General features: G+C 64.8%; 19 protein-coding genes. 4 read left to right on the top strand and 15 right to left on the bottom strand.

Annotated features, from left to right (window positions below; genetic code table 11):
• Positions 1-29 precede the first annotated feature (29 nt).
• The 7 genes from truA to leuC all read right to left on the bottom strand — a co-directional run bounded on the left by truA (position 30) and on the right by leuC (position 8,962).
• Entirely contained in the window at positions 30-809 is a 780-nt protein-coding gene (gene truA, locus C84B14_RS03365) for a tRNA pseudouridine(38-40) synthase TruA (RefSeq protein ID WP_353222052.1), read from the bottom strand.
• A gap of 377 nt (positions 810-1,186) precedes the next feature.
• A complete protein-coding gene (locus C84B14_RS03370) occupies positions 1,187-3,766 on the bottom strand; it encodes a motility hub landmark protein FimV (protein ID WP_502949884.1) in 2,580 nt (859 codons plus the stop codon).
• Between the two features lie 100 nt (positions 3,767-3,866).
• Complete coding sequence (locus C84B14_RS03375; protein ID WP_353221850.1) at positions 3,867-4,892, bottom strand: aspartate-semialdehyde dehydrogenase; 1,026 nt, start codon at positions 4,890-4,892, stop codon at positions 3,867-3,869.
• Between the two features lie 44 nt (positions 4,893-4,936).
• Positions 4,937-6,013, bottom strand: coding sequence for a 3-isopropylmalate dehydrogenase (gene leuB / locus C84B14_RS03380; protein ID WP_353221851.1), 1,077 nt, complete (start codon positions 6,011-6,013; stop codon positions 4,937-4,939).
• 51 nt (positions 6,014-6,064) lie between these two features.
• Positions 6,065-6,709, bottom strand: coding sequence for a 3-isopropylmalate dehydratase small subunit (gene leuD / locus C84B14_RS03385; protein ID WP_353221852.1), 645 nt, complete (start codon positions 6,707-6,709; stop codon positions 6,065-6,067).
• A 46-nt stretch (positions 6,710-6,755) separates the two neighbouring features.
• Positions 6,756-7,556, bottom strand: coding sequence for a class I SAM-dependent methyltransferase (locus C84B14_RS03390; RefSeq protein ID WP_353221853.1), 801 nt, complete (start codon positions 7,554-7,556; stop codon positions 6,756-6,758).
• Positions 7,553-8,962 (bottom strand): 3-isopropylmalate dehydratase large subunit, encoded by a 1,410-nt coding sequence (gene leuC, locus C84B14_RS03395; RefSeq protein ID WP_353221854.1) that lies wholly within the window; start codon positions 8,960-8,962, stop codon positions 7,553-7,555. The genes C84B14_RS03390 and leuC overlap by 4 nt, the downstream gene beginning before the upstream one ends.
• 106 nt (positions 8,963-9,068) lie before the next feature.
• Between leuC and C84B14_RS03400 the strand changes: the two genes are divergently transcribed.
• Positions 9,069-9,956 carry a LysR family transcriptional regulator gene (locus tag C84B14_RS03400; protein ID WP_353221855.1) on the top strand — a complete coding sequence of 296 codons (888 nt, stop codon included), beginning with the start codon at positions 9,069-9,071 and terminating at the stop codon, positions 9,954-9,956.
• 288 nt (positions 9,957-10,244) lie between these two features.
• Here C84B14_RS03400 and C84B14_RS03405 read toward each other — a convergent pair whose 3' ends face one another.
• The 3 genes from C84B14_RS03405 to prmB all read right to left on the bottom strand — a co-directional run bounded on the left by C84B14_RS03405 (position 10,245) and on the right by prmB (position 13,849).
• Complete coding sequence (locus C84B14_RS03405; protein WP_353221856.1) at positions 10,245-11,711, bottom strand: nuclear transport factor 2 family protein; 1,467 nt, start codon at positions 11,709-11,711, stop codon at positions 10,245-10,247.
• An 80-nt stretch (positions 11,712-11,791) separates the two neighbouring features.
• Entirely contained in the window at positions 11,792-12,892 is a 1,101-nt protein-coding gene (gene aroC / locus C84B14_RS03410) for a chorismate synthase (RefSeq protein WP_348767384.1), read from the bottom strand.
• Positions 12,893-12,913: 21 nt separating this feature from the next.
• Positions 12,914-13,849: a 50S ribosomal protein L3 N(5)-glutamine methyltransferase gene (gene prmB, locus C84B14_RS03415; protein ID WP_348767385.1), complete on the bottom strand. Its 936-nt coding sequence runs from the start codon at positions 13,847-13,849 to the stop codon at positions 12,914-12,916.
• Positions 13,850-14,229: 380 nt separating this feature from the next.
• Here prmB and asd point away from each other — a divergent pair, with 380 nt between their 5' ends.
• A complete protein-coding gene (gene asd, locus C84B14_RS03420) occupies positions 14,230-15,126 on the top strand; it encodes an archaetidylserine decarboxylase (RefSeq protein ID WP_353221857.1) in 897 nt (298 codons plus the stop codon).
• A 162-nt stretch (positions 15,127-15,288) separates the two neighbouring features.
• Here the strand turns inward: asd and epmA are convergent, their stop codons facing one another.
• Positions 15,289-16,233: an EF-P lysine aminoacylase EpmA gene (gene epmA / locus C84B14_RS03425; protein WP_353221858.1), complete on the bottom strand. Its 945-nt coding sequence runs from the start codon at positions 16,231-16,233 to the stop codon at positions 15,289-15,291.
• Between the two features lie 33 nt (positions 16,234-16,266).
• A complete protein-coding gene (efp, locus tag C84B14_RS03430) occupies positions 16,267-16,839 on the bottom strand; it encodes an elongation factor P (protein WP_348767925.1) in 573 nt (190 codons plus the stop codon).
• 87 nt (positions 16,840-16,926) lie between these two features.
• Between efp and epmB the strand changes: the two genes are divergently transcribed.
• Together epmB and C84B14_RS03440 are read left to right on the top strand one after the other, a co-directional pair.
• On the top strand, positions 16,927-18,003 hold the full coding sequence (gene epmB / locus C84B14_RS03435; protein WP_353221860.1) for an EF-P beta-lysylation protein EpmB: 1,077 nt from the start codon (positions 16,927-16,929) through the stop codon (positions 18,001-18,003).
• A 16-nt stretch (positions 18,004-18,019) separates the two neighbouring features.
• A complete protein-coding gene (locus C84B14_RS03440) occupies positions 18,020-20,116 on the top strand; it encodes an EAL domain-containing protein (protein ID WP_353221862.1) in 2,097 nt (698 codons plus the stop codon).
• 369 nt (positions 20,117-20,485) lie between these two features.
• Here C84B14_RS03440 and htpX read toward each other — a convergent pair whose 3' ends face one another.
• The 3 genes from htpX to parC form a co-directional block, all read right to left on the bottom strand.
• Complete coding sequence (gene htpX, locus C84B14_RS03445; RefSeq protein WP_353221864.1) at positions 20,486-21,382, bottom strand: protease HtpX; 897 nt, start codon at positions 21,380-21,382, stop codon at positions 20,486-20,488.
• 154 nt (positions 21,383-21,536) lie between these two features.
• The gene (locus C84B14_RS03450) at positions 21,537-21,755 is read right to left on the bottom strand and encodes a hypothetical protein (protein WP_353221866.1); all 219 of its coding nucleotides are present in this window, start codon (positions 21,753-21,755) and stop codon (positions 21,537-21,539) included.
• Positions 21,756-21,905: 150 nt separating this feature from the next.
• Positions 21,906-24,128, bottom strand: coding sequence for a DNA topoisomerase IV subunit A (gene parC, locus C84B14_RS03455; protein ID WP_353221868.1), 2,223 nt, complete (start codon positions 24,126-24,128; stop codon positions 21,906-21,908).
• Positions 24,129-24,554: the final 426 nt, after the last annotated feature.

The following is a 24,554-nucleotide window of genomic DNA, read 5'->3' on the forward strand; positions in this document are numbered from 1 at the left end:
AATGGGCCGTGTCTTGCCAATACGACAGTTTACCAGCCGTCGTCATCCAGCGCCGGGGCCGGCAGATCGAATTCCGGCGGATAATGAACGCGACGTAGCGAAAGCCCCTGCGCCGGTGCGGTCATGCCGGCACGGCATCGGTCGCCCTCGACCAGCAACTGGGCGATCCAGTCGGCCGGGTACTGGCCGCGCCCGATCGGCAACAGGCTGCCCACGATATTGCGCACCATATGATGCAAGAAGGCGTTCGCATGCACGTCCAGGCGTACCCAGTCGCCGCGGCGTACGACATCGCAACGGGTGAGTTCGCGCCAGGGCGTCTTGGCCTGACAGGCAGCGGCACGAAACGCGCTGAAATCGTGATAGCCCAGCAGATGCTGGGCCGCCTTGTGCATGACGGCTTCGTCGAGTCGGTGGTGGGAATGATAGGCACGGTTGCGCCACAGCGCACTGGGCGCGGTGCGATCGAGAATCCAGTAGCGATATTCGCGCGCGATCGCGCCGAAACGCGCATGAAAATCGGTCGATACCGGAATGACCCACTGCAGCGCGACATCGTCGGGCAGATAGCGATTGGTACCGAGCAGCCACGCGCGCTGGCTACGTTCGACATCGGTATCGAAATGCACGATCTGGCCCTGGGCATGGACGCCCGTATCCGTGCGCCCGCTGCAGACGGTACGAATCGGCGCCGCGGCGAGGCGCGACAAGGCGGCTTCGAGCGTGTCCTGAACGCTGGCCGCGTGCGGCTGGCTCTGCCAGCCGTGGTAGGCCGAGCCGTCGTATTCGACACAGGCAGCCCAGCGCATCAGCACCGGGCCTCGCCGACACCCCGGGCGGGGCGAACCGCGCCGGTCGAACAACGTACGCCGAATAAGCCTCTGCGCCTGCCCGGCCTTCCAGGTGTTGCGGGCAACGATATCGAGCGGTCTGCCAAGCGCATGGGCCCTGCGTTTATGCGGCTGTATTCAGCGAAAAAAAGGATCACGCCATCGCCACCATGGCGACGAGGCGCGCCAGTATGAACAAGCCCCGAGGGCGTGTCGTCATAAGATAAGGCGGCGCATCGGCGGCCAAGCCGCGGCAAGACAAGGCATCGCGACCGGCGCGTGGTTGTTCCACGCAAGCGAGCCAACCCATGAACCATAACTCCGGATTGCCGCGGCTTGGTCTATGACGACACGCCCTAGAGCTTGTTCAACAAATCGGTGGCGGTGGCGCGCTGCGTCTCATCGCCCTCTTTCTGGACGTCTTCGAGCAGTTCGCGTGCCGCCGTGTTGTCTTCCATCTCGATATACATGCGCGCGAGATCGAGCCGGATTTCGACCGGATCGGTCTGCTCATCCCCATCGGTTTCGCTATCGCTGCCGTCATCGAGGTCGAAGCCCGCGGTATCGATGGTCTGCACCGATTTGGGCTCGGGTTTGGGCGCGGCCTCGCGCGGACTATCCAGATCGAACGCCAGCCCCGGGTCGTCACCCTGATCGTGCACGCGTTCGCCGCCGTGCTCGATCGCCTGATCTTCCCACTCGAAGCCATCCATTTCCGAGGCCGCGTCCTGGCTGCTGCTGCGCTTGTCCGCATTCGACTCACGCGCAGGCGCCGTTGGCGCCGGCTCCGCATCCTCAGTCGACTCGTCGATGGTAAAGAAACGCTCGGACTCCGTATCGTCTCGCTCCGGCACCGGCGGCAGCTCGTCGTCGAGGCCGCTATCGCTGCTGGACACGAAACTTTCGTAAAGAGCCTGGGCCGATTCGGCGTCCGGCTGCGTCGGCGCGCTTGTCTCGGCGGGCGTCGCAGCGCCACTATCGGGCTGAAGCCCGAGCGCGAAACGCGGATCCTGCGGGCGCAGCACCCGGCCCATGGCGGCTACGCCCGCCCAGCGCACGCCGTTGTCGCTGAGCGCGGCACCGAAACGGTCGATATTGGCCATGAAGGCCTGATCGTCACCGGTGAGATAGTCCAGTTCCAGGCGCTTGTCCTGCAAACCACTGTCGCTGGGGTGTTCGTCGAGCCCGGTTTCGAGGGTTTCACGTGCCTGATCGAACTCGCCGGCCTTTATCTGAGCCTCGGCGCGTTCGATGCGCTGCGACGGCCGGCTCGTATCCGGTGCCGGAGCGATATGCGCTTCGCGCGGTTCGCCCGCGCCCGGTACGGGCTCGCCGACGGTCGGTTCTGCGGCATGTCCGCCTTCAGCCTCGAAGTGCAGCGGTACCGGCTTGTACTGACGACGCCGGCGCCAGGCCAGAAGCAAACCGACCAGCCCCAGCCCGGTCGCGATCAGCAGCAGGTTACGCGGGCGCAGCAAACTATTACCGTCGGACGCCCCGACTACATCCGCGTCGGCCGACGGCAGCGGCCGGTAGTCGCCGTCGCTGGGTTGCTCGATCGTGTCTCCCGGGTCTGCATCTGCCTGCGGCTGCGAAGAAGGCTCGCCGGCATCGGTTGCGCTGTCCGTCGTCATCGCCGGTTGCGCGCCGTTATCGATTTGCGTATCGGGCGACTCGGCGGCCACCGTGGCCGTGTCGGCGGTTGCATCGACCGCGTCCGGGGTCGGCGCACCGGCGTCGTCGTCGGCGCTCGCCGGATCGCGGTTCGCCTCATCGACGGGCATGCCCGCGCTCGTTGTCGTATCGACTGCTTCAGCCGACGCACCCGAAGAATCGGCGCGCTCGGGCGCAGCCCCGCCCTCCGCGACCACGGGATCAGCCTCAGCGGCACCGGTCTGGTCGGCCGGCGAGGTTGCCGGCGTTGTCGCGCCCGCCTGGTCGTTCGCGCTATCGAAATCCGGCATGGCCAGACGGCCGAAGCCGGCGGTGCCGACCTCGCCCCCCGTGCCGCGGCCTTCGATACGAGATGGCTCCAGGCGCAAACGGGCATCGGTCGTTGCCGACGCGCCCGCGGCCGATGACGTCGCGCTGTCGACAGCCGTGCTGGCATCGGCGCGCGCCAGGCGTTCGAGGGCTTCGGCCTGCTGGCGACGTACCACCGCCTGTGCTTCGTCGCGGCCGATGGCACGAATGCGTTCGACCGGCGGGATAGCCAGCATCGCGCCGCGCAGCAGGATATTCATGTTGTCGCTGAACGCCTGCGGGTTGTTGCGATAAATCGCCACCTGCATCTGATCCAGCGTGGTTCCGGGCCGGCGAAGATCGGCCGCGATGCGCGACAGCGTTTCGCCGCCCGCTACCGGGCCGTAACGATTGGGCACGGGGTCGGCCGATGCCGCGCCAGCGCCGGTGGCCGCAGCCGCAGCCGGAACGGCATTCGTCGACTGGGGCGCCGGCGCAGACTGCGCTGTTGTCGGCGTACGCGGGGCTGGCGTTGCCGCCTGGGTTGCCGCTACCTGGCCCGGCGGATCGAGCAGCACCGTATATTCGCGCAATGCCCGGCCGCTACCGGTATCGGCCTCGATAAGAAAGCGCAGGAACGGTTCCTGCACCGGCGCATCGGTGGTCAGGCGCAACAGAACCTGGCTGTCTTCGCTGCCGGGGCTTGCCACGATACGGATACGATCCGCCAGGCCGGTACGCTGGATACCGAAGCGCCGGAACATGTCGGCGCTGGCCATATCCACCTGCAACGCCGTTCTTTCCTCCGGCGTGAGCGCCACGAGGTTGATGGTCGCGTTCAGCGGCTCATTGAGGGCCGAATGCACCCGAATGGTTCCAAACCCGAGCGCCGAAGCGACGCCCGCGTTCCCTAGCAAGGCAGCCACGGCTGCAGTCTGCAGCCCGCGCCTCAAACACGATTTTGAATCGACCACGGCGCCTGTGTATCCCCCTGGATCCAACCCTTCGTCCTTACCTTCGAACGACAAGGGCCGACGCGCCCTCTGACCTGTCGGCCCGGCGCATCGTAGATGTCTATATATGTTCTTCGATCAGCTTCTCGGCGATCTGCACGGCGTTGAGTGCAGCACCCTTGCGTACGTTATCGGCCACCACCCAGAAATTTAGACCATTCTCACATGAAATGTCTTCACGAATACGCGAGACGAACACAGCATCCTGATTCGCAGCGTCGGTTACCGCGCTCGCATAGCCGTGCGATTGCGGCATATCCACGAGCTCTATCCCCGCCGCAGCGTGCAACAGACGGCGCGCCTGCGCCGCCGAGAGCTTGTCGCACGTTTCGACGTGCACCGCTTCCGAATGGCCGAAGAAAACCGGCACCCTCACCGCGGTCGGGTTGATCTGCATGCCGGGCGCATCCAGAAGCCGTCGCGTCTCCCGGACCAGCGCCATCTCCTCGCGCGTATAGCCGTTGTCCTCGATCGTATCGATCTGGGCCAGGACGTTGAAGGCAATCTGCTTGTCATACACCGCCGGCGTCTTGATTGCCTGGGCATTGAGCAGGCGTGCGCTCTGATCGGCGAGTTCGCGCAGGCCCGTCGCCCCGGAACCGGATACCGCCTGATAGGTGGCCACGTTGACGCGCCGCACCTGGGCGGCGTCGTGAATCGGCTTGAGCGCTACGGCCATCTGGATAGTTACAGCGCCGGGACTGGCTACGATGCCACGATTGCGATAGCCCGCGAGCGCCTGCGGGTTCACCTCCGGCACGATCAAGGGCACGTCTTCGTCGGTACGGAAATACGCGCTGTTGTCGATGACAATACAGCCGTGCGCGGCGGCCTTCGGCGCGAATCGCTGCGAGACGTCGTCACCCACCGCGAACAGCGCGAGCTGCACCCGCGAGAAGTCGAAATCGGCCACATCCGCGACCGAGACGCTCTTGTCGCGAAAACGCACCCGCTTGCCGGCCGAACGTTCGCTGGCAAGCGCGAAAATACGGCCGACCGGAAACTCGCGCTGCTCGAGTATTTCGAGCATGGCCTCGCCGACCGTACCGGTGGCACCGACCACGGCCACGTCATATGTCTTGGTCATCGCGCCCCCGCTCAATCAGCGCCTGTTCTGGCTGCACGCGCTGTTTAGCGCAGCATATCGACGATGGCGCCGCCGATCTCCTGGGTACTCGCCATCTGCGTTTCGTCGTCCATGATGTCGCGGGTGCGCAGACCGCGATCCAGCGCATAGCCCACCGCGTTCTCTACCTTGTCGGCCAGATCACCGCGGTTGAGCGAATAACGCAGCATCATGGCCACGGACAGAATGGTCGCCAGCGGATTGGCGACGTCCTGGCCGGCGATATCTGGCGCACTGCCATGGACCGGCTCGTAGAGGCCCTTGCCGTTAATATCCATCGACGCCGAAGGCAGCATGCCGATCGAACCGGTGAGCATCGCAGCCGCATCCGAAAGCACGTCGCCGAACAGATTGCCGGTCACGAGCGTGTCGAATTGCTTGGGCGCACGCACGAGCTGCATCGCGGCGTTGTCGACGTACATATGAGTGAGCTCGACGTCCGGATATTCGGCATGCAGCTCGTTCATCACGTCCCGCCACAGCTGAGAGACATCGAGCACATTGGCCTTGTCGACACTGCACAGCCGGCCACCGCGCGCGCGGGCGATATCGAAGGCGGTCCGCCCGATCCGAAGGATTTCGTCCTCGTCGTAGCGCATCGTATTGAACGCTTCGCGCTTGCCGTTTGCGTTCTTGTGCCGGCCGGCGGGCTTACCGAAGTAGATACCGCCGGTGAGCTCGCGCACGATCATGATATCCAGGCCCGAGACGATATCGCGCTTGAGCGCCGAGACGTGCGCCAGCTGCGGATACAGGATCGCCGGGCGCAGATTCGCGAACAGCCCCAGCTCGCTGCGCAGCCGCAGCAGGCCGGATTCGGGACGGTTATCGCGCGGCTGATCATCCCATTTCGGCCCGCCAATGGCACCGAACAGAATCGCATCGGCCTCGCGTGCCGCAGCGAGCGATGATTCCGGCAGGGGTTCGCCCTCGGCATCGATCGCCGCGCCGCCCACCAGCGCCTCGTCGAGCTCGATATCCAGGCCGTGGTCGCTGGCCAGCGTGTCGAGCACGCGTACCGCCTCCCGGCATATCTCCGGGCCGACACCGTCGCCGGGCATCACGAGAATTCTTGCTGTCATGGAATGATCTGTCCTTTTACCGAATACCGGGGCATACGATATGCCATGCGCCTACAGGTCGCGGAATAACCAAGGCTTTTCCTTGGCACGCTGCGCCTCGAAGGCACGGATCTCGTCGGCATGCTGCAACGTCAGGCCGATATCGTCCAGGCCGGCGAGCATGTTCTTGCGCCGATAGGCATCGATATCGAAGTCGTATGCGTGGCCACCAGCGGTCACGACCTGCTGTTGGTGCAGGTCGACCTTGGCGGTCATGCCCGAGTTCGCCTCGGCCTCAGCAAATAGCGCATCGACAATTTCTGCTTTCAATGCAATAGGTAACACCCCATTCTTGAAGCAGTTGTTGTAGAAAATATCGGCAAAACTCGGCGCGATCACGCAGCGGATACCGAAATCGTCCAGCGCCCACACCGCGTGTTCACGTGAAGAACCACAGCCAAAGTTCTCTCTGGCAAGCAAAATACTCGCCTGACGATACGGCTCCTTGTTGAGGATGAAGTCCGGGTTTTCGCGCCGGGTGGCGATATCGGTTTCCAGGCCACCCTGGTCTAGATAGCGCCAGTCGTCGAACAGATGCGGGCCGAACCCCGTCCGCCGAATCGATTTCAGGAACTGCTTCGGGATAATCGCGTCGGTATCGACATTGGCGCGGTCCAGCGGCGCCACCAGCCCTTCGTGAATCGTGAATTCTTGCATGATGATATCTTCGCTACTTAGAAATCGGTTGAAGTGTCGACCCGGATCAGGCCGCCGCCCGGCGTGCATCGAAACGCAGCCGCACATAGGGCGCCGTCCAGCGCCCCTGCGCATCCCTTAGGGTATCGATCAGACGGTCCCGCACCGCGGCGACGTAGTCGTCCCGGGCCGCGCCGGGCGCGAAGGCGCCGACAAACGGCCCGGCGAGGGTGGTCACCCATCGGCCTATATCGCTTGGCAGCACCGTCGGTCGCTCGAAACTGAACAATGCCTCGACGACGAACCCGGCCTGTTCGAGGCGCTCGCGGTATTGCGCCTCGGTCGGGAAGTACCATGGATCGATCGTATCCGCATCCAGACCCCGCGCCTGCGCTTCCCGTCGAAGCGCATCGTGAATCGGTGCGACATTGCCCGCCGCGCCGAACTCGCCGACGAAACGGCCACCCGGCAACAGCCGCTGGTAGACGGCGTCGACCACCGCCTGCGGATCCCGCTTCATCCAGTGCAGCGCCGCGTTCGAGAACACCGCATCGAAGCGGCCACGAATTTGCGAACTGTCCGCCAGTTCATGACCGTCGAGCACGATCGTCTCGATGCCCCGCGCTCGCGCTGCGGCGGCCAGTTCGGCACTGGCGTCGACGCCGAGTACATCTGCACCCCGTGCTGCGATGGCCTGGCTCAATACACCGTCGCCACAGCCCAGGTCCAGAATCCGCTCGCCGGGGCGTGCATCGAGCAGCTCGACCACCGGCATGGCCAGCTCGGCGACGAAGCGCGCATCGCGCGCATAGGCGTGCGCGTTCCAGCCATCGCCGGCTTCGCCCCGTCGACTCGCGGCGCTGCTCACTGCGCGACGCCCAGCTCGCGGATATCGACGAAATGCCCGTACACCGCAGCGGCCGCGGCCATCGCCGGGCTTACCAGATGAGTGCGCCCACCCTTGCCCTGGCGGCCTTCGAAGTTGCGGTTGGAGGTGGACGCACAGCGTTCGCCGGGCAGCAGGTTGTCGTCGTTCATGCCCAGACACATCGAGCAGCCGGCATCGCGCCATTCGAACCCGGCCGATTTGAAGATCACGTCCAGACCTTCCTTCTCGGCCTGCTGTTTGACCAGCCCGGAACCCGGCACCACCATCGCCAGCTCGATATTCGGGGCGATCGTGCGGCCCTTGAGATATTCGGCGGCCACGCGCAGGTCTTCGATACGCGCGTTCGTGCAGGAACCCAGAAATATCTTGTCGACCATGATCTCGGTGATCGGCACACCGGGGGTGAGATCCATGTACTGCAACGCCGCCCGCCAGCTCTCGGCCTGGGTTTCGTTGGCGGCATTATCGGGCGACGGCACTCGATCGGTGACCGGGCCCACCATTTCCGGGGATGTACCCCAGGTGACCTGCGGTGCGATATCGGCGGCGTCCAGCACCACGACCTGGTCGTATTCGGCGCCTTCATCGGATACCAGCGTGCGCCAGTATTGCTCGGCCTGTTCCCACTCTTCTTCTTTGGGCGCGTAGGTACGGCCGCGCATGTACTCGATGGTGGTGTCGTCCACCGCCACCATGCCGGCACGTGCACCGGCTTCGATGGACATGTTGCAGATGGTCATACGACCTTCCATCGACAGCGCACGCACCGCCTCGCCGCCGTATTCGATCACGTAGCCGGTGCCGCCGGCCGTGCCGATCTTGCCGATGATCGCGAGCATGATGTCCTTGGCGGAAATACCGGGCGCAACCTGACCATCCACGCGAACCAGCATGGTTTTCGAGCGCGCCTGGGGCAGCGTCTGGGTGGCCAGCACATGCTCCACCTCCGAAGTACCAATACCGAAGGCCAACGCGCCGAATGCGCCGTGGGTGGCGGTATGCGAATCGCCGCAGACGATGGTCATGCCCGGCTGCGTCGCGCCCTGCTCGGGGCCGATGATATGCACGATGCCCTGGCGCGGATCGCCCAGCCCGAACAGACGAATGCCGTGCTCGTTGCAGTTCTTGAGCAGTGCATCTACCTGGGCACGGGAAATGGTATCCGCGATGCCGCCGTCGCGATTGACGGTCGGCACGTTGTGATCGGGCACGGCGAGGTTGGCATTCACGCGCCACACCGGCCGATCGGCCAGCGCCAGCCCCTCGAACGCCTGGGGCGACGTGACTTCGTGCACCATGTGACGATCGATATACAGCAAGCCGTTGCCGTCTTCTTCGCGAACGAGATGTTCGTTGAACAGTTTTTCGTAAAGCGTCTGTGCCATGACTCGCTCCGTATCGGTGGATGGCGCACAGCGTAAGCGCCGCCGATAAATTACTCAAATGAATCTTTTGGATATAATCGATTACCTTTAGGCAGGTCTGATTCTCATGCAAACCGAAGCGATCCGTGCGTTTGTCACGGTCTGTGATCAGGGTTCGTTCCAGGCTGCGGCCGACACGCTTCATCTGAGCCAACCCACCATCAGCAAACGTCTGGCGTCGCTGGAATCACGGCTGGGCCACGAACTGTTCGACCGCGTGGGCCGCGGCGTCGCATTGACCGAGGCCGGCCGGGCCTATCTTCCGCACGCCCGCGAACTGCTTGCGGTCGTGCAGGACGGACGCCGCGCGCTCGACAACCTGCACGCGGAAACGGCGGGCCCCCTGCGCCTGGCCCTGTCACACCATGTTGGGCTGCATCGCATGCCGGAGGTGCTGCGCGCCTATGTCGCCCACCATCCGAACGTGACCCCGGAAATCGTTTTCCAGGACTCCGAAGCCGCCTGTCGCAGCGTGGTCAAGGGCGACTGCGAGCTGGCCGTGATCACCCTGCCCACCCCGTCCCACCCGGGGCTGGTGGAGGACTGCATATGGGATGATCCCATGAGCGTATTCGTCGGCCACGACCATGCCCTGGCCAACGCCAGGCAGGTCGAGATCGCAGACCTGGCGGCCTATCCTGCCGTGTTGCCACCGGTAGACAGTTATACGTACGCCATCATCGTCGCCGCTTTCGGCCCATACGGCCTCACGCTGGCGCCGCGCATGACCAGTCATTATCTGGAAACGCTGCGCATGCTCGCGGGTGTGGGCATCGGCTGGACCGTGTTGCCCACATCGATGCAGCATCCGGAACTGACCCGGCTCGAACTGCCGGGCCTGAATATGGAGCGCCGACTGGGGGCCATTCGCCACCCCCGCCGGAGCCTGTCCAACGCCGCGCGCGCCCTGCTGGCGATGCTCGACGCGCAGCGCGAAGCGGGCGTGAACGTCTAGGGCCTGTCAACACGCATGCCAACCGCCGCGTTGCGGCGCAAAATCGTGCCGGACGACGCGCGTGGCGCTGGCCTGGCTATTCCAGGGCCAAGCAGCGCAACGCCGTAGGCAGGATCCTGGGCGCAATCCCAGCGACGCGCCGGCCGCTCGGCGGTTCGGCCTCACACACGCTGCGCCCGCGTTACCAAGCTTGACCTGCCGATAAGGCAGGCGCGCTGCGCTTGGACGCCTTGCCGCCCCGTCTCTAAAGACTCGAACGCGAACGGCGAGAGGTCGTGCCGAGCGTCCCTAGCTTTCGCGCACGATTCGCCAGCCGCCGTCCTCGCGTACCAGGGTCACGCGCTTGCGTTCGCGGTCTTCGTAGCTGTTGGACTTGTAGTGCTGGTTGAAGCTGGCCTGGGCCCGGTCGTCGCCGAGCAGGCTGACCTGGATGTCGCTGATATCGACCCGAATCCAGGCCGGTCCCTTGACCGCCTGATCGCGCGATTTCGCCCAGGCGGTCAGGCTCGTGCCGTTCTTGGGCTGATAGTTGTCGCTATATGCATTCAGATAGCGGCGCACATCCTGGGCCGCCCAGGCATCCGCCCAGTCCTTGAGCGCTTGTTCGACGGCCTGGCGTGCCTGGGCCTGGCTTTCGGCCTGCATCTGGGCCGGCGCCGAGGCAGGCTCGGCGTTGGCGTTCTGGCCGGCCGTATTCGATGAGGGCTCCGGGCTCGAATCGTCGGCGGACGGCGCCCCGTCAACCGGCGGTGCTTCGCTCACACGCTGGCTGTCGACGCTTTCCGATTGGGGCGCATCGGCAGAGACCGTGTAGTCGATCGCGTCGGGGTCGCCTTCGCGCAGAATCTGCCAGCCGTCGGCGGTTTCCTGCATCAGCAGCGCCTTGCGCTCGCTGTCCTGATAGGTATCCGACTTGTAGCGCTGATTAAACTTGACCAGCGCCTGCTCGCCGCGCCGATCGATCTGGGTATTGCTCAGGGTCACGTCGATACGCGCCGGCGAGCTCACCCGATCGCGCCGCTGCGCGGCCCAGGCCGAGCGGCTCATGCCGTCGGCGGGGACAAAGTCGGGGCTGTACATCGAAAGATAGCCGTCGACATCCTGGGCCGACCAGACGGCGGCCCAGCTTTGCAGCGTGGACTGCGGCGAGCTGGTATCGATATCGACCGGGGCATCGCGCCGTGCGGTGACGTTGGGTACGGCCGGCGGCGTCGGTTTCGAGGCCGAGGCCGAGCCCGCGCTCATGCCACCGCCAATGAATTCGGCCAGCTGCTGGCTCTTGGCACGCGCGATGGCGTTGTCGCTTTCCAACTCGCCCGCACGCGCATAGGCGCCCTGGGCCATGGCGACATAGATATCGCCCAGGTTCTCCTGTGCCGGCCCGTGCTGCGGATTGATTTCAACCGCCTTTTCCAGCGCTGTCTGAGCGCCTTCGAGGTCGTTGTTGCGCGCGCGCAGCACGCCCAGGTTGTTCCAGGCCTCGGCCATTTCCGGGTTGTCGGCCACCAACGCATTGAAAGTATCCAGAGCAGCGGCCGTATCGCCGCTGCGGGCCAACGCCAGGCCCTTCAGAAACCTTGCTTCGGCATTGTTTGGCGACTTCGCCAGTACCGCGTTCAACTGCTCTACCGCGCTCGCATAGTCGTTGCGAGACAAGGCATCGCGTGCGGCGTCCATGTCCGCATGGGCCACCCCGCCCGACAGCGCGGCAACGATAAGGGCCGTGGCGGCCGAGGTCTTGAATCTGATGGTCATGGAAACGAAATCCCCCAAGCGAGTTCTACTGCGTTCGTATTATGCCGTTTAGTGATCGCGTTGCCAGACCAACGCATCAATCAAGCGCGCTCCGAGGCAATGGGCGCCAGACCACTGGCGACATCGGCGTTCTGGGCGCGATGGCGCAGAGCGTGGTCGAGCAGCACCAGCGCCAGCATGGCCTCGGCGATCGGGGTCGCCCGCAGGCCCACGCAGGGGTCGTGGCGACCGGTGGTACGCATCTGCGTGGCCTGGCCCTGCGTGTCGATGGTATCGCCCGGAATGATGATGCTCGAGGTCGGCTTGAGCGCCATGCTCGCGCGGATGGTCTGGCCGCTTGAAATACCGCCCTGAATGCCGCCGGAATGATTGCTGGCAAAGCCCTCGGGCGACATTTCGTCGCGGTGCTGCGAGCCGCGCTGATTGACCACGGCAAACCCGTCGCCGATCTCTACGCCCTTGACCGCGTTGATGCTCATCAGCGCCTTGGCGATCTCGGCATCCAGGCGGTCGAACACCGGCTCGCCCCAGCCCGGCGGCACGCCGGTGGCCACCACATTGATGCGGGCGCCGATGGAGTCGCCGTCCTTGCGCAGCGCATTGATATAGTTTTCCAGTTCTTCGAGGCGCGCCGGTTCGGCACAGAAAAACGGATTGTGGTTGGCGGCGTCGAGATCGTTGCAGGCCAGCTCCAACGGTCCCATTGCAGCCAGATAACCCTGGATACGCACCCCGAAGCGCTCGGCGAGCACCTTGCGGGCGATGGCGCCGGCGGCCACGCGGGTCGCGGTTTCGCGCGCCGACGAGCGGCCACCACCGCGATAGTCGCGGATGCCGTATTTCTGCAGGTAGGCATAGTCGGCGTGATTGGGCCTGAATACGTCCTTGATCTTGGAATAGTCGCGCGATCGCTGGTCGGTGTTCTCGATGATCAGCCCGATCGGCGTGCCGGTGGTCTTGCCTTCGAACACGCCCGACACGATACGGGCGCGATCATCCTCGCGACGCTGGGTCACATAGCGCGACGTGCCCGGCTTGCGCCGGTCCAGATCAGCCTGTAACGCCTCTTCGCTGATTTCGATGCCCGGCGGGCAGCCGTCGACGATGCAGCCGATCGCGGGCCCGTGGCTCTCGCCAAAGGTCGTCACCGTGAATCGTTCGCCCCAGGTATTGCCTGCCATATATCTCTAGCCCGTCGAAAACTATTGTGCGATCTCGCGCTGGGCATCCACCCAGGCATCCAGATCCTGTGCTTCCAGCACGCCGACGCCCAACCCGCCGCGCTCGAGCTCTATCCACGTTATCGGCAGGTCCGGGTAAGTCTGTTCCAGCGCAAAGGCGCTATAGCCCACTTCCAGCACCAGCAGCCCATCTTCGCTGAGATAGTCGCGTGCGTCGAATAAAAGCCGGCTGACCAGCAGCAGATCGTCGCTGTCGCCGTGAAAGGCGAAGCCGGGCTCGTGCCGGTATTCCGGTGCCAGACCGGACCATTCGTCGCGGCTGACGTAGGGCGGGTTGGTTACGATCAGGTCAAAACGCTGCTCGGGCAGGCCGTCGAACAGGTCAGCCTTCACGTATTCCACCTGCGGCCCGATATCGTGCTTGTCGCTATTGATACGTGCGACGGCCAGCGCATCCTCGCTGGCATCGGTGGCCACGACACGGGCCTCGGGAAAGGCCAGCGCACAGGCAATGGCAATAGCGCCGCTGCCGGTACACAAGTCGAGAACGGACAGCGGCTCGCGATGGCCCAGCCAGGGCTGGAACTCCGTTTCGATGAGTTCGGCGATCGGCGAGCGCGGCACGATCACCCGTTCGTCGACATAAAACTCGAGGCCCGCGAACCAGGCCTTATGTGTGATATAGGCTGCGGGCTGGCGGCTGGCGATACGGCGCTCGATAATCTCGATGACCGCATCGCGCTCGGCATGGGTCAGCGTGCTGTCGAGATAGACATCCGGCAGCGATGCATCCAGGCCCAGGGTATCCAGCACCAGATGGGCGGCCTCGTCGACCGCATTGTCGCTGCCGTGACCGAACGCCAGCTCTGCCGCAGCAAAGCGGGATGCGCCCCAGCGAATATAATCCAGCACGCGCGTGAGCGTTGCGGCGATATCGGTGTTGTCGTGATCCGTCATACCGTCTCGTGTGTAGCCTCGGAACATCCCTTACCCGGGCCAACCGGGCAACGGGCAGGTACGCAATCATAGCGGCGCGAAGCGCCGGCCCGCGCAAGGATAAACCACATCCGCCCTTTGCGCGGCGCAGCAGGCCCTGCATAATTCGTCGCGATCGCCCGCCACAGGCCGGCGCTCACGCGCCGGGTCGCGGTTGCGGCTGCAGGCATGGCCCGACGGGCGAAACACCGGCCGCTGCGCCGTGCCTGCGTTGCCTGTGCGATCACCACGCCGCCTGCAGCACTGGTCACACGGCATCTTCGAAGGCGAGCGCCATGCAAGTAGGCACAGCTCGCCTGGAACGCTACGCTGCGCGCATTCACCGATTCACGGTATCTCGAATGGCTTCATCGAACCCGGCAAGCAGCGGTGACCGGCTCTTTGCCGCCCTGCTCTGGCTATTGCCGACCCGCGCGATATCGCGCGCCGCCCATGCCCTGGCGCGGGCACGCCTGCCCTGGCTCAAACAGGCGCTGATCAACGCGTTCATGCGCCTGTATCCCGACATCGACATGCAGGAAGCGGCCCAGCCCGACCCCACGGCCTATTCCAGCTTCAACGCTTTCTTCACGCGCGCGCTGGCCCCCGATGCCCGGCCCATGCCCGACGATCGCGAACGCATCGTATCGCCGGTGGACGGAACGCTCGGCGCCTTCGGCGAGGCCCGCACAGGCATGATCTGCCAGACCAAGGGCATGGCTTACGACCTGCGCACGCTCGTTGGTGGCAGCGAGGCCTGGTCGGCGGCGTTTCTGGGGGGCCACTATGCGACCTTCTATCTCGCCCCTTCGAACTATCATCGCGTGCATATGCCGCTGGACGGCTGCGTACGCGAAATGCGCTACGTGCCGGGCCGGCTGTTCGGGGTCAACCCGCGCTGCGTGCGCGCCATCCCGCGGCTGTTCGCGCGCAACGAACGGCTGGTGACGCTCTACGACACCGCGGTGGGGCCGATGGCGCTGGTGATGGTCGGCGCTTTCATCGTGGGCGGTATTCATACCCGCTGGGCCGGTCAGGTATGCCCGCCGCACCGGCGCACCCCGCGCAACGAAAGCTTTATCGATGCCACCCTGGAAAACGCCTACTACGCCCGTGGCGAGGAAATGGGCCGCTTCTCGATCGGTTCCAGCGTGATCCTGCTGTTCGGGCCCGGCGCACTGGCCTGGGATAGCGCGCTCTCGAACGGCCAGCCGGTCAAGCTCGGCGACTCCATCGCGCGCCTGGGTAACGGCGCCTGAAACATACGCTCTAAAAGTCGATGGTTTTTCGGCTGAACAACGCACGTATGCGAACAGGCCCGCGCCCCTGTTGAACGCCGCACAGCAGTCGGCGTTTGTTTTCTCCGATGGCGCTACAAGCAGCTGACCGGGTCAGCGATCCGGGGGCGGATCATGCCGGCGTCATCGCCGCGGCCAGTCGAAGGCCAGCGCCTCACCGATCGATGCAAAGCCACAGATCAGCGCCAGCAAGCGATCCACGCCCAGAGCCACGCCGGCACTGGGCGGCAGCCCGGCCGCCATCGCGCCCAACAGCCGCTCGTCCAACGCGGTTTCGACCGCGCCGGCCTCGCGGCGCAGGCGCTGTTCCCGCTGCATGCGTTCGCGCGCGATATCAGCGTCGGTGAGTTCCTGGGCGCCGTTGGCAAGTTCCACGCCCTGCCAGAACCATTCGAAGCGACGGGCCACGCCGGGGCGTTCGGCATCGGTGGCCACCAGTACGGCATCTTCGGCGGGGAAATCGATCACGCACTGAGGCCCGTGCTCGCCCAGCGTCGGCTGGACCGCGAGGCTCATGATCAGGTCGAGCCAGAAGGCGCGGTCGTGATCGGCCGCCGCCTCGACCGGCGCAAGCCGCTGCTGGCGTGCCCAGTCGGCAAGCGCGGTCGTGTCGCAGGCAATCGGGTCCAGGCCGGTCACGGCTTCGAATACGACCCGATATTCACAGCGCTGCATGCAGCGCACGCCGGCCACCGTCTCGATCAGGGCGCCGGTCTCGGCAACCAGATCGGCCATGCTTGCCTCGGGCCGATACCACTCGAGCATCCAGAATTCGGGGTTGTGCCAGCGCCCGGCTTCACCGGCCCGGAACACCGGCCCGAGCTGATAGATCGGGCCCATGCCGGCCGCGAGCAGACGTTTGAGCCCGTGCTCGGGCGACGGCACGAGATACCCGCCATCATCGACCTGCATGCTCGCCAGCCCGCGCTCGGCGGGCGCGGCACTGGCAAGCAGCGGCGTGTTCACTTCGAGCACGCCACGCTCGGCCATGAACGCCCGAATATCGCCCAGCAGCCGCGCACGGCGTGCCAGCGTCGCCCCGCTCGCGCTTGGGCGCCAATCGTTCATGCGGGGCCGGTTTGCTCGGGCCGTGCGCGGTCGTCAGCCTTCGTTGGCGCGGGAGACGTATTCGCCCTTGCGGGTGTCGACCTTGAGCGTCTCGCCTTCTTCGATGAACAGCGGCACGCGTACCACGGCCCCGGTTTCCAGGGTGGCCGGCTTGCCGCCGCCGCCGGAGGTGTCACCGCGTACGCCAGGATCGGTTTCGGTCACGGTCAGGGTGACGAAGTTCGGCGGCTCGACCTGCAACGGCGTGCCGTTCCAGAGCGTCACGCTGCAGGTGTCCTGTGCCTTGAGCCACTTGGTCGCGTCGCCCACCGCGGCTTCGCCGGCCTGATACTGTTCGAAGGTGTTCGGCTCCATGAAGTGCCAGAACTCGCCGTCGTGGTAGAGATACTGCAAATCCACGTCCATGACGTCGGCGGCTTCGACGCTGTCGCCCGACTTGAAGGTGCGTTCGATCACGCGGTTGGTCTTGAGGTTGCGGATCTTGACGCGGTTGAACGCCTGGCCCTTGCCGGGTTTGACGAACTCGTTCTCGACGATGGCACAGGGATCGCCATCGAGAATGATCTTGAGCCCGCCCTTGAACTGGTTGGTATTAAAGGTCGCCATAAAAGCTTGTCTGGTTGGTTGAAAACCGCACGCCAAAAAAGGCGCGCCCGGTTGGCGCGGCGCGGACGGCGTTCTACACTGACTGCCATGCATCACGCCAGCGTCGAGCCCCTGCGCGCGCCTGCCCGAAAGCGCGCCAGTCTATCGCAAACCGGTCATGGCTGGCAGCAGGCCATGCGCGAGTCGGTCACCGATATCCATACCCTGCTCGATCTGCTCGCGCTCGACGACACCGCACGCGCCGCGTTCGCCCACGTACGCACCGGCTTCCCGCTGCGTGTGCCTCGCAGTTATATCGCGCGCATGCGCCGTGGCGATATCAACGACCCGCTGCTACGCCAGGTTCTGCCCGTCGAGGCCGAGAACGCCGATGTCGCCGGTTTCTCCATGGACGCCGTGGGCGATCACGCCAGCGCTCTGGGCGATGGCGTACTGCATAAATACCACGGCCGTGCGCTGCTGGTGACCACGGGCGCCTGCGCGGTCCACTGTCGCTACTGCTTCCGACGCCATTTCGACTATGCGAACCAGCACGCAGGCGCCCGTCAGGGCGACGCCGCGCTGGCCCATGTCGCAGCCGACCCGAGCATCAACGAAGTCATTCTGTCCGGCGGCGATCCGCTATCGCTGAGCAATGCCCGGCTCGAGGCGCTGGGCGAATCGCTGGACGCGATCGAACATGTCAGCCGGATTCGTATTCATACCCGCACCGCGGTGGTATTGCCCGAACGCATCGATGCCGGCCTGATCGACTGGGTGGCCCGACGCCGCCAGCAATGCGTGATCGTCATCCATGCCAACCATGCCCAGGAGCTCGACGACGATGTCGCCGCGCGCCTGGCAGCGCTGCGCGAGGCCGGCGCGACGCTGCTCAATCAAGCGGTTCTGCTCAAGAACGTCAACGATGATGTCGATACATTGATAGAACTCAGTGAACGGCTCTTTGCACTGGGCGTAATGCCGTACTATCTGCACATGCTCGATCGAGTTGCCGGCAGCGCCCATTTCGAAGTGGCCGATGCGCAGGCACGCGCGCTCATCAACCGTGTGGCCGCGCGCCTGCCCGGTTATCTGGTGCCCCGGTTGGCACGAGAGAGTGCTGGCGATGCGGCCAAGCAGGTATTGGGCCACGATGCCGGCGCGAGCAGCGCGCATAGGCGATGATCTCAAGGGGGAAGGATTGAACCAGCACACAACGGCCTCACAGCCCGGTACCGGGGTTGGCAAGACCCTGGCGATCCTCGCGGTCACGGCGGACGACACCGTCTTCGAGCGCGTGCGTGACGTGCTCGAAGACAGCGACGATCCGGTAGACCTGGTTCGCGCCGAGGACCCGACACAGCTGGGCGAGCAAGACGCCATATCCGGCGTTGCCGTGGTTGCCCTGCACTGCCATGCCGATGATTCGCGCGCACGCCGCGAGCTTGGGCTCGTACACGGCCTGGCAGGCGTCGCGCCGATCCTGGTGCTCGACAACGCCGATGCGGGCGTCGACGCCAGCACCGCGCGCGAGGACGGCGCCTGGGATATGGTCGCGACGGCCGATCGCGAGCTGCTGCGCCTGCGCCTGCGCCAGGCCCTGGAAGTCGGACGTGTGCGTGTCGAGCTGCAAGACGCCGCACAGCGCCTGAACCAGACGCAGCGCCGCCTCGACGTGCTGCTCAGCCACGGGCAGGACGCCCGCGCGACCCTCGTCGGCCAGCGCGTGGCCGAGCCCAGCCCAGCCTTCGCGCGCCTGATCGGCGTCAAGGATATCGAAAGCGCGCGCGGCATCGACCTGCTCGATCGCGTGGCGCCACACGATCGCAGCCGCTTCTCCGAGGCACTCGACCAGGTCGCCACCCAGCAGTCGGATGCATCGCTGGTATTCGACCTGACCACCCACCTCAATCATCGCCAGAGCGTACGCGCCTTGCTGACCCCGGGCGTCGCCGAAAAAAGCGACGAGCGGCGAACCAACGTGGTGCTGCAACTCGTCGACAGTGAAAACGGCGCCGGCGACGGCAGCCGCGGGCCGGCGCTCGACGGGCGCATGGCCCTGCACTCGGTGCTGTCGCAGACCGTCAGCCGAGCCAAGGAATACGTGCTGGGTATGGTTTTTGTGGCCGTCGACGAGGTGGCCGGGCTGCAGGATCAGTACGGCCTCGCCGAAAGCGATCTGCTGCTGCAGGAAGTCGGGCTCTACCTCATCCAGGCCCTGCGCGGCGAAGATCGCGTATTCCGGTTTGCTGCCGGCGAATACGTAATGATCGTCGAACGGCATTCCGCAAACGAAATCGAGGAATTCGCCCAGAGCCTGCAAGGCGCGTTGGCCGAGGAAGCCTTCGGCGACGAACATCAGAGCGCTGCGCTGACCGCGAGTCTGGCCTACTGTGTGCTATCCGGCGGCTCCTCGCAGAACGACGCCCATCTGCAGCGGCTTATGAACGCCGCCTACGAACTACGCGAGCAAGGTGGCAACGCCTGCCGCAAATGCACGGTCGACAGCCCCGCGGATGCCAGCGCCGGCGCGCATGACGTCTGGGTACAGCGCCTGCGCGACGGGCTCGACCAGGATCGCTTCAGCCTTGCCTATCAGGGTGTCACCAGCCTTGCAGGCGATAGCCAGCCTTACTTCGACGTGCTGCTGCGCTATGTGGACGACCGCGGCGCGCTCGTGCGCCCGGGCGAATTCCTGCCCGCCGCCGAGCACGCGCAAATGATGCCGGATATCGACCGCTGGGTCGTACAGCGGGCCATCGACGTTATCTGGCAGCAAAAAGCCAAGAACACCGAAATCATCCTGTTCGTGAAACTCTCGCCCGCCACGATCGAAGCCGGCGACACCTTCACCCAGTGGCTGGCGCAGGCGATCGAGCAGCGGCCGATTGACCCGAGTGCGCTGATTTTCAGCTTTCGCGAAGACGACGTCCGCAGCAATAGCCGGGCAAGCGGGCAGCTCGCACAGGCCCTGGCCGACGCCGGTTATCGGGTCGCGCTGACCCACTACGGCAGCACGCCGAAAGCCGTCCAGATACTCGACCGGATGCCGGCCCACTTCATCAAGCTTGCGCCGGACTTCGCGCGCCAGATTCTCGGCCGCGAACAGGACGAGCGGCTTGCCCATATCATTGCCAGTGCGCGCGAGCGCGGAATCCCGCTGATCGCCGAACAGATCGAGGACGCCAACAGCATGGCGCGCCTCTGGCAAGCCGGTATCAACTACGTGCAGGGCCACTTTATCCAGGAGCCCGACACCGAGGCGCTGGCCGACGACACGGCCGCGCCCACGCTGTAGGGAACCTCTGATCTATTCATCCACGGCCGCGTTTGAGTCCCAAAAGGCCGCGATACAAGGCGCATGGCGCCGCGTCATAGCCAATCTATGACCCAGCCATGCAACGCCGTAGCGCGGCCTTTTGGGCCAAACCGCTTAGCGGCCGGGCTTTTGCGCGCGCCTGAGCGGCGTTGCCGCTCGCTTATTTGCATTCAGCAAACGACGCTCGCGGCGTCTTGCCAGACGCGCGCAAAAGACACCGGCGCGACCGTAGATGAATAGATCAGAGGTTCCATAGAACCGACGCGCCACGCGACACCCGGGCGCATGGCGCGCCGTTTCAGCCGCCGGGCGTGCGCGGCATCACCCAGCTCGGGGCTTCGAGCTGGCTCAGGCGCGCTGTGCCTTTGCCCCTTCGAGCGCGGCAATACGCTCTTCCAGCGGCGGATGGGTCATGAAATAGCGCTTGATGCCGAGCGCCTTCTTGCCCGAGATACCCAGCGCCTGCATCTGATCGGGTAGCTCGGTGGCAATGCTGCCGGCCTGCAACCGGCGCAGCGCGCCGATCATCTTCGTGCGGCCGGCCAGATGGGCACCGCCGGCGTCGGCGGCGAATTCTCGCCGACGCGAAAACCAGAACACGATCATGCTGGCGAGCACGCCCAGCACCATTTCCGCAAAGATCACGGTCACGAAATAACCAATTCCGTGGCCGCGTTCGTTGCGCAGCACCATACGGTCGACAATATGTCCGATCACATGGGCGAAGAAGAACACGAACGTGTTGACCACGCCCTGGATCAGCGACAGCGTGACCATGTCGCCGTTGGCGATATGGCTGACCTCGTGGCCGATCACGGCCTCGGCCTCGTCCTGGCTCATCTGCCGCAGCAGGCCGGTCGAGACGGCCACCAGCGCGCTATTGCGACTCATGCCGGTTGCGAAAGCGTTCATGTCCGGCGAGTCGTAGATGGCAACTTCCGGCATGCCGATCCCTGCTTGGCGGGCCTGACGGGTCACCGTGGCTACAAGCCAGCTTTCCATCGCGTTCGACGGCTGCTCGATCACCTGGGCGCCGGTCATGCGCTTGGCCATGAACTTCGACATGGCCAGCGAAATGAGGGAACCGCCCATGCCGAACACGGCAGCAAAGATCAGCAGCGACGGAATATCGAGGTCGACGCCGTTGGCAGCAAGCAGACTGGTAACGCCAAACAGCTGAAGAATGACCGTCAGCACCAGCATGATGGCGATGTTGGTCAGTAAAAACAGCGCGATACGTTTCATCGATCAATCTACGGTTGCGGGTATATCGGTTTAGATGGCGTAGTCGCGAATTGGTTTCAAGACAGGCCCGCGCGTTTATTTCTCATCGGTCGAGCGCATCCTGTGCGGTCGTCGAGGCCGGACTCGATGGTGTACGAAACTCGGCTGGCTGCGCTCAAGCAAGCAGCTTGTCGCCGATGAACGCAAAGACACGCTCATAGGGCAACTGTCCGCAGATCAACACAGATCTGGACAGGGTATCGAACGGCGGCGGGTTTGCGCGGTGTCCGAGCCGTGCGCGAGCGCCGACTTCGCTCGCCGCTTTTAATCTGCGTGAATCCGCGTCGATCTGCGGCCCCTTCTTGAAAGAACGCAGACTATCGCGTGAAGCCATGGCAGCCCAAACGGCGTCGCCGGAAGTGCGTCGGAGCGGTGCGCCATGTCGGACTCGCCTATATCGCCCCGCGCTCCTTCATTCGCGATTATTCGCGTCATTTGCGGCCTGAATCGTCTCACCGGTAGCCGACAACGGCCGGGCGCCGGCTCAGTCTTCCACCTTCACCGCCTGTACCTGGGTGAAGCCTCGCGGCAGGCGTTTGCCGCGCGAGGCCCGTGGACCGCGATAGGTATCCCGCTCGCCGCCCTTGAGCGTCATGTGACGCTTGCCGCTGTAGATGGTGAGCGCGGCGCTGGCGGGCAATGCCGCGACCGCTACCACCGTCTCATCCTTGTTGAGCGAGATCAGCTTGTTGCCCTTGCCCTTGGCCAGCGCCGGCAGTTCGCCGACCGGCAGGCACAGCAGCTGCCCGGAACTGGTGACAACGCACACCTCGGGGTCGTCGCCCCAAACCGGCGCCGGGGCCAGCGCATCGGCGCTCTTGCCCACCGACAGCGCCGCCTTGCCGCTCTTGTTGCGGCTGCTGATCTCGCCGAGCGTGGTTGCGAAGGCATTGCCCGCCGAGCTGGCCAGCACACAGCGCGTGTCTTCGTCGCCCAGGATCACGCCGACAAAGCGCGCGCCGTCGGCCGGATTGAGACTGCCCGTCAGCGGTTCGCCCTGCCCGCGTGCCGAGGGCAAGCGGTGCGCGGCCAGCGTATAGCTGCGCCCGGTGGAATCGAGCACGATCAAGGTCTGATTACTGCGCCCGGGCGCATGGGTAAGGTAGTCGTCGCCGCTGCGAAAGCTCAGACCCGCGGCATCCACGTCGTGCCCCTTGGCGGCACGAATCCAGCCCTGACGCGACAGCACCACGGTGATCGGCTCGCTGGGCAGCAGGTCGGCTTCGGACAGGGCCTTGGCCTGGTCGCGTTCGACCAGGCGGCTGCGCCGCGCGTCGCCGTACTTCTCGGCGTCGGCCATGATCTCGTCGCCGATGAGCTTATCCAGCTTCTTGCGCGATCCCAGGATCGCCTCCAGGGACTGGCGCTCGGCTTCGAGTTCTTCCTGCTCGCCGCGGATCTTGAACTCTTCGAGCTTCATGAGATGACGCAGGCGCAGATCCAGAACCGCATCGGTCTGGGTGCCGGTGAGCCCGAAGCGCTCCATCATCACCGGCTTGGGCTCGTCCTCGGTGCGAATGATATGAATGACTTCGTCGATGTTCAGGTAGGCCGTGAGCAGGCCTTCCAGGATATGCAGCCGATCGAGCACCGCATCGAGGCGATGTTCCAGCCGGCGCGTAACCGTCTGGCGCCGATAGGTCAGCCACTCGGTAAGAATTTCCTGCAGATTCTTGACCCGCGGCGCGCCATCCAGCCCGATGACGTTGAGATTGACGCGAATGCCCTTTTCCAGCCCGGTGGTGGCAAACAGATGCGCCATGAGCGCTTCGGTATCCACCCGGTTGCTGCGCGGCACGATGATCAGGCGGGTCGGGTTCTCGTGGTCGGACTCGTCGCGCAGATCCGACACCATCGGCAGCTTCTTGGCCGCCATCTGGCCGGCGATCTGTTCGAGCACGCGCGCGCCGGAGGTCTGGTAGGGCAAGGCATCGATCACGATCTCGCCGTTTTCGAGGGTATAGGTCGCGCGCAGGCGCACGATGCCGTTGCCCTTCGCATAGAGCTCGCGAATTTCCTCGGCGGGGGTGATGATCTCGGCCCCGGTGGGGAAATCGGGCGCCGGCAGATATTCACATAGCGCGTCGAGATCGGCCTCGGGGTTATGCAGCAGGTGAACCGTGGCCTCGGCCACCTCGCGCAGGTTGTGCGGCGGAATATCGGTGGCCATACCCACGGCAATGCCGGTGCCGCCGTTCAACAGCACATTGGGCAGGCGCGCCGGCAGGGTTACCGGCTCGTTGAGGGTGCCGTCGAAGTTGGGCTGCCAGTCGACGGTGCCCTGCCCCAGTTCGGAGAGCAGCGTGGCCGCATAGCCGGTCAGCCGGGATTCGGTATAGCGCATGGCCGCGAACGATTTCGGATCGTCCGCGGTGCCCCAGTTGCCGTGGCCATCAACCAGCGGATACCGGTAGGAAAACGGCTGGGCCATGATCACCATGGCTTCGTAGCAGGCCGAATCGCCGTGCGGGTGGAACTTGCCGATGACGTCGCCGACCGTACGTGCGGCCTTCTTCGGCTTCGAAGCCGCCGACAGGCCCAGCTCGGACATGGCATAGACGATACGCCGCTGTACCGGCTTGAGGCCGTCGCCCACATGCGGCAACGCCCGGTCGAGAATGACGTACATCGCATAGTCGAGATACGCCTTCTCGGCGAAGGTGCGCAGCGGCTGGCGCTCGCTTTCGTGTTCTAGAGTCGTGGCCATCGGTTGTCGTGCTATTCAGATCAGGAAGAAAAGCGATCCGCAGATTACGCAGATTGCGCGGACGGGATTATCAATCCGGCATCAAAACAGCCGACTATGTCAGCCGTTCTGATGCCGTTGAAAAATGAACGCCGGCGCCCGTACTGCGTTTAAGGAAACTCTGCATAACCTGTCACGGTCGCGCCGGCGTGCTTTGCGCGTGATTGACAAGGAAGTGAGAGCGTAGCGTGCTCGTTGCACGGTAGCGAACACTGACGCCGATCAAGCGCGCGCAAAGCCCCGGCCCGCAAGGGGTTCGGCCTCACAGACGCCGCGGCTGCGTTGCCGAGCTTGACCTGCCAGAAAGGCAGGCGCTGCGCCCGGACGCCTTGCCGCACCGCCTGTGAGGACTCGAACGCGATCCGCGAGAGGTTTATGCAGAGCTTC

Origin of the sequence: Salinisphaera sp. C84B14, assembly GCF_040361435.1 — a bacterium.
Taxonomy (GTDB): domain Bacteria; phylum Pseudomonadota; class Gammaproteobacteria; order Nevskiales; family Salinisphaeraceae; genus Salinisphaera.

Bases quoted from the DNA above. Each gene is read 5' to 3' on its own strand.
- C84B14_RS03375 (WP_353221850.1), bottom strand. From the start codon at position 4,892: ATGACCAAGACATATGACGTGGCCGTGGTCGGTGCCACCGGTACGGTC.
- C84B14_RS03400 (WP_353221855.1), top strand. From the start codon at position 9,069: ATGCAAACCGAAGCGATCCGTGCGTTTGTCACGGTCTGTGATCAGGGT.
- epmB (WP_353221860.1), top strand. From the start codon at position 16,927: ATGCATCACGCCAGCGTCGAGCCCCTGCGCGCGCCTGCCCGAAAGCGC.
- C84B14_RS03405 (WP_353221856.1), bottom strand. From the start codon at position 11,711: ATGACCATCAGATTCAAGACCTCGGCCGCCACGGCCCTTATCGTTGCC.
- leuB (WP_353221851.1), bottom strand. From the start codon at position 6,013: ATGACAGCAAGAATTCTCGTGATGCCCGGCGACGGTGTCGGCCCGGAG.
- aroC (WP_348767384.1), bottom strand. From the start codon at position 12,892: ATGGCAGGCAATACCTGGGGCGAACGATTCACGGTGACGACCTTTGGC.
- efp (WP_348767925.1), bottom strand. From the start codon at position 16,839: ATGGCGACCTTTAATACCAACCAGTTCAAGGGCGGGCTCAAGATCATT.
- C84B14_RS03450 (WP_353221866.1), bottom strand. From the start codon at position 21,755: ATGGCTTCACGCGATAGTCTGCGTTCTTTCAAGAAGGGGCCGCAGATC.
- truA (WP_353222052.1), bottom strand. From the start codon at position 809: ATGCGCTGGGCTGCCTGTGTCGAATACGACGGCTCGGCCTACCACGGC.
- prmB (WP_348767385.1), bottom strand. From the start codon at position 13,849: ATGACGGATCACGACAACACCGATATCGCCGCAACGCTCACGCGCGTG.
- leuD (WP_353221852.1), bottom strand. From the start codon at position 6,709: ATGCAAGAATTCACGATTCACGAAGGGCTGGTGGCGCCGCTGGACCGC.
- parC (WP_353221868.1), bottom strand. From the start codon at position 24,128: ATGGCCACGACTCTAGAACACGAAAGCGAGCGCCAGCCGCTGCGCACC.
- epmA (WP_353221858.1), bottom strand. From the start codon at position 16,233: ATGAACGATTGGCGCCCAAGCGCGAGCGGGGCGACGCTGGCACGCCGT.
- htpX (WP_353221864.1), bottom strand. From the start codon at position 21,382: ATGAAACGTATCGCGCTGTTTTTACTGACCAACATCGCCATCATGCTG.
- asd (WP_353221857.1), top strand. From the start codon at position 14,230: ATGGCTTCATCGAACCCGGCAAGCAGCGGTGACCGGCTCTTTGCCGCC.
- leuC (WP_353221854.1), bottom strand. From the start codon at position 8,962: ATGGCACAGACGCTTTACGAAAAACTGTTCAACGAACATCTCGTTCGC.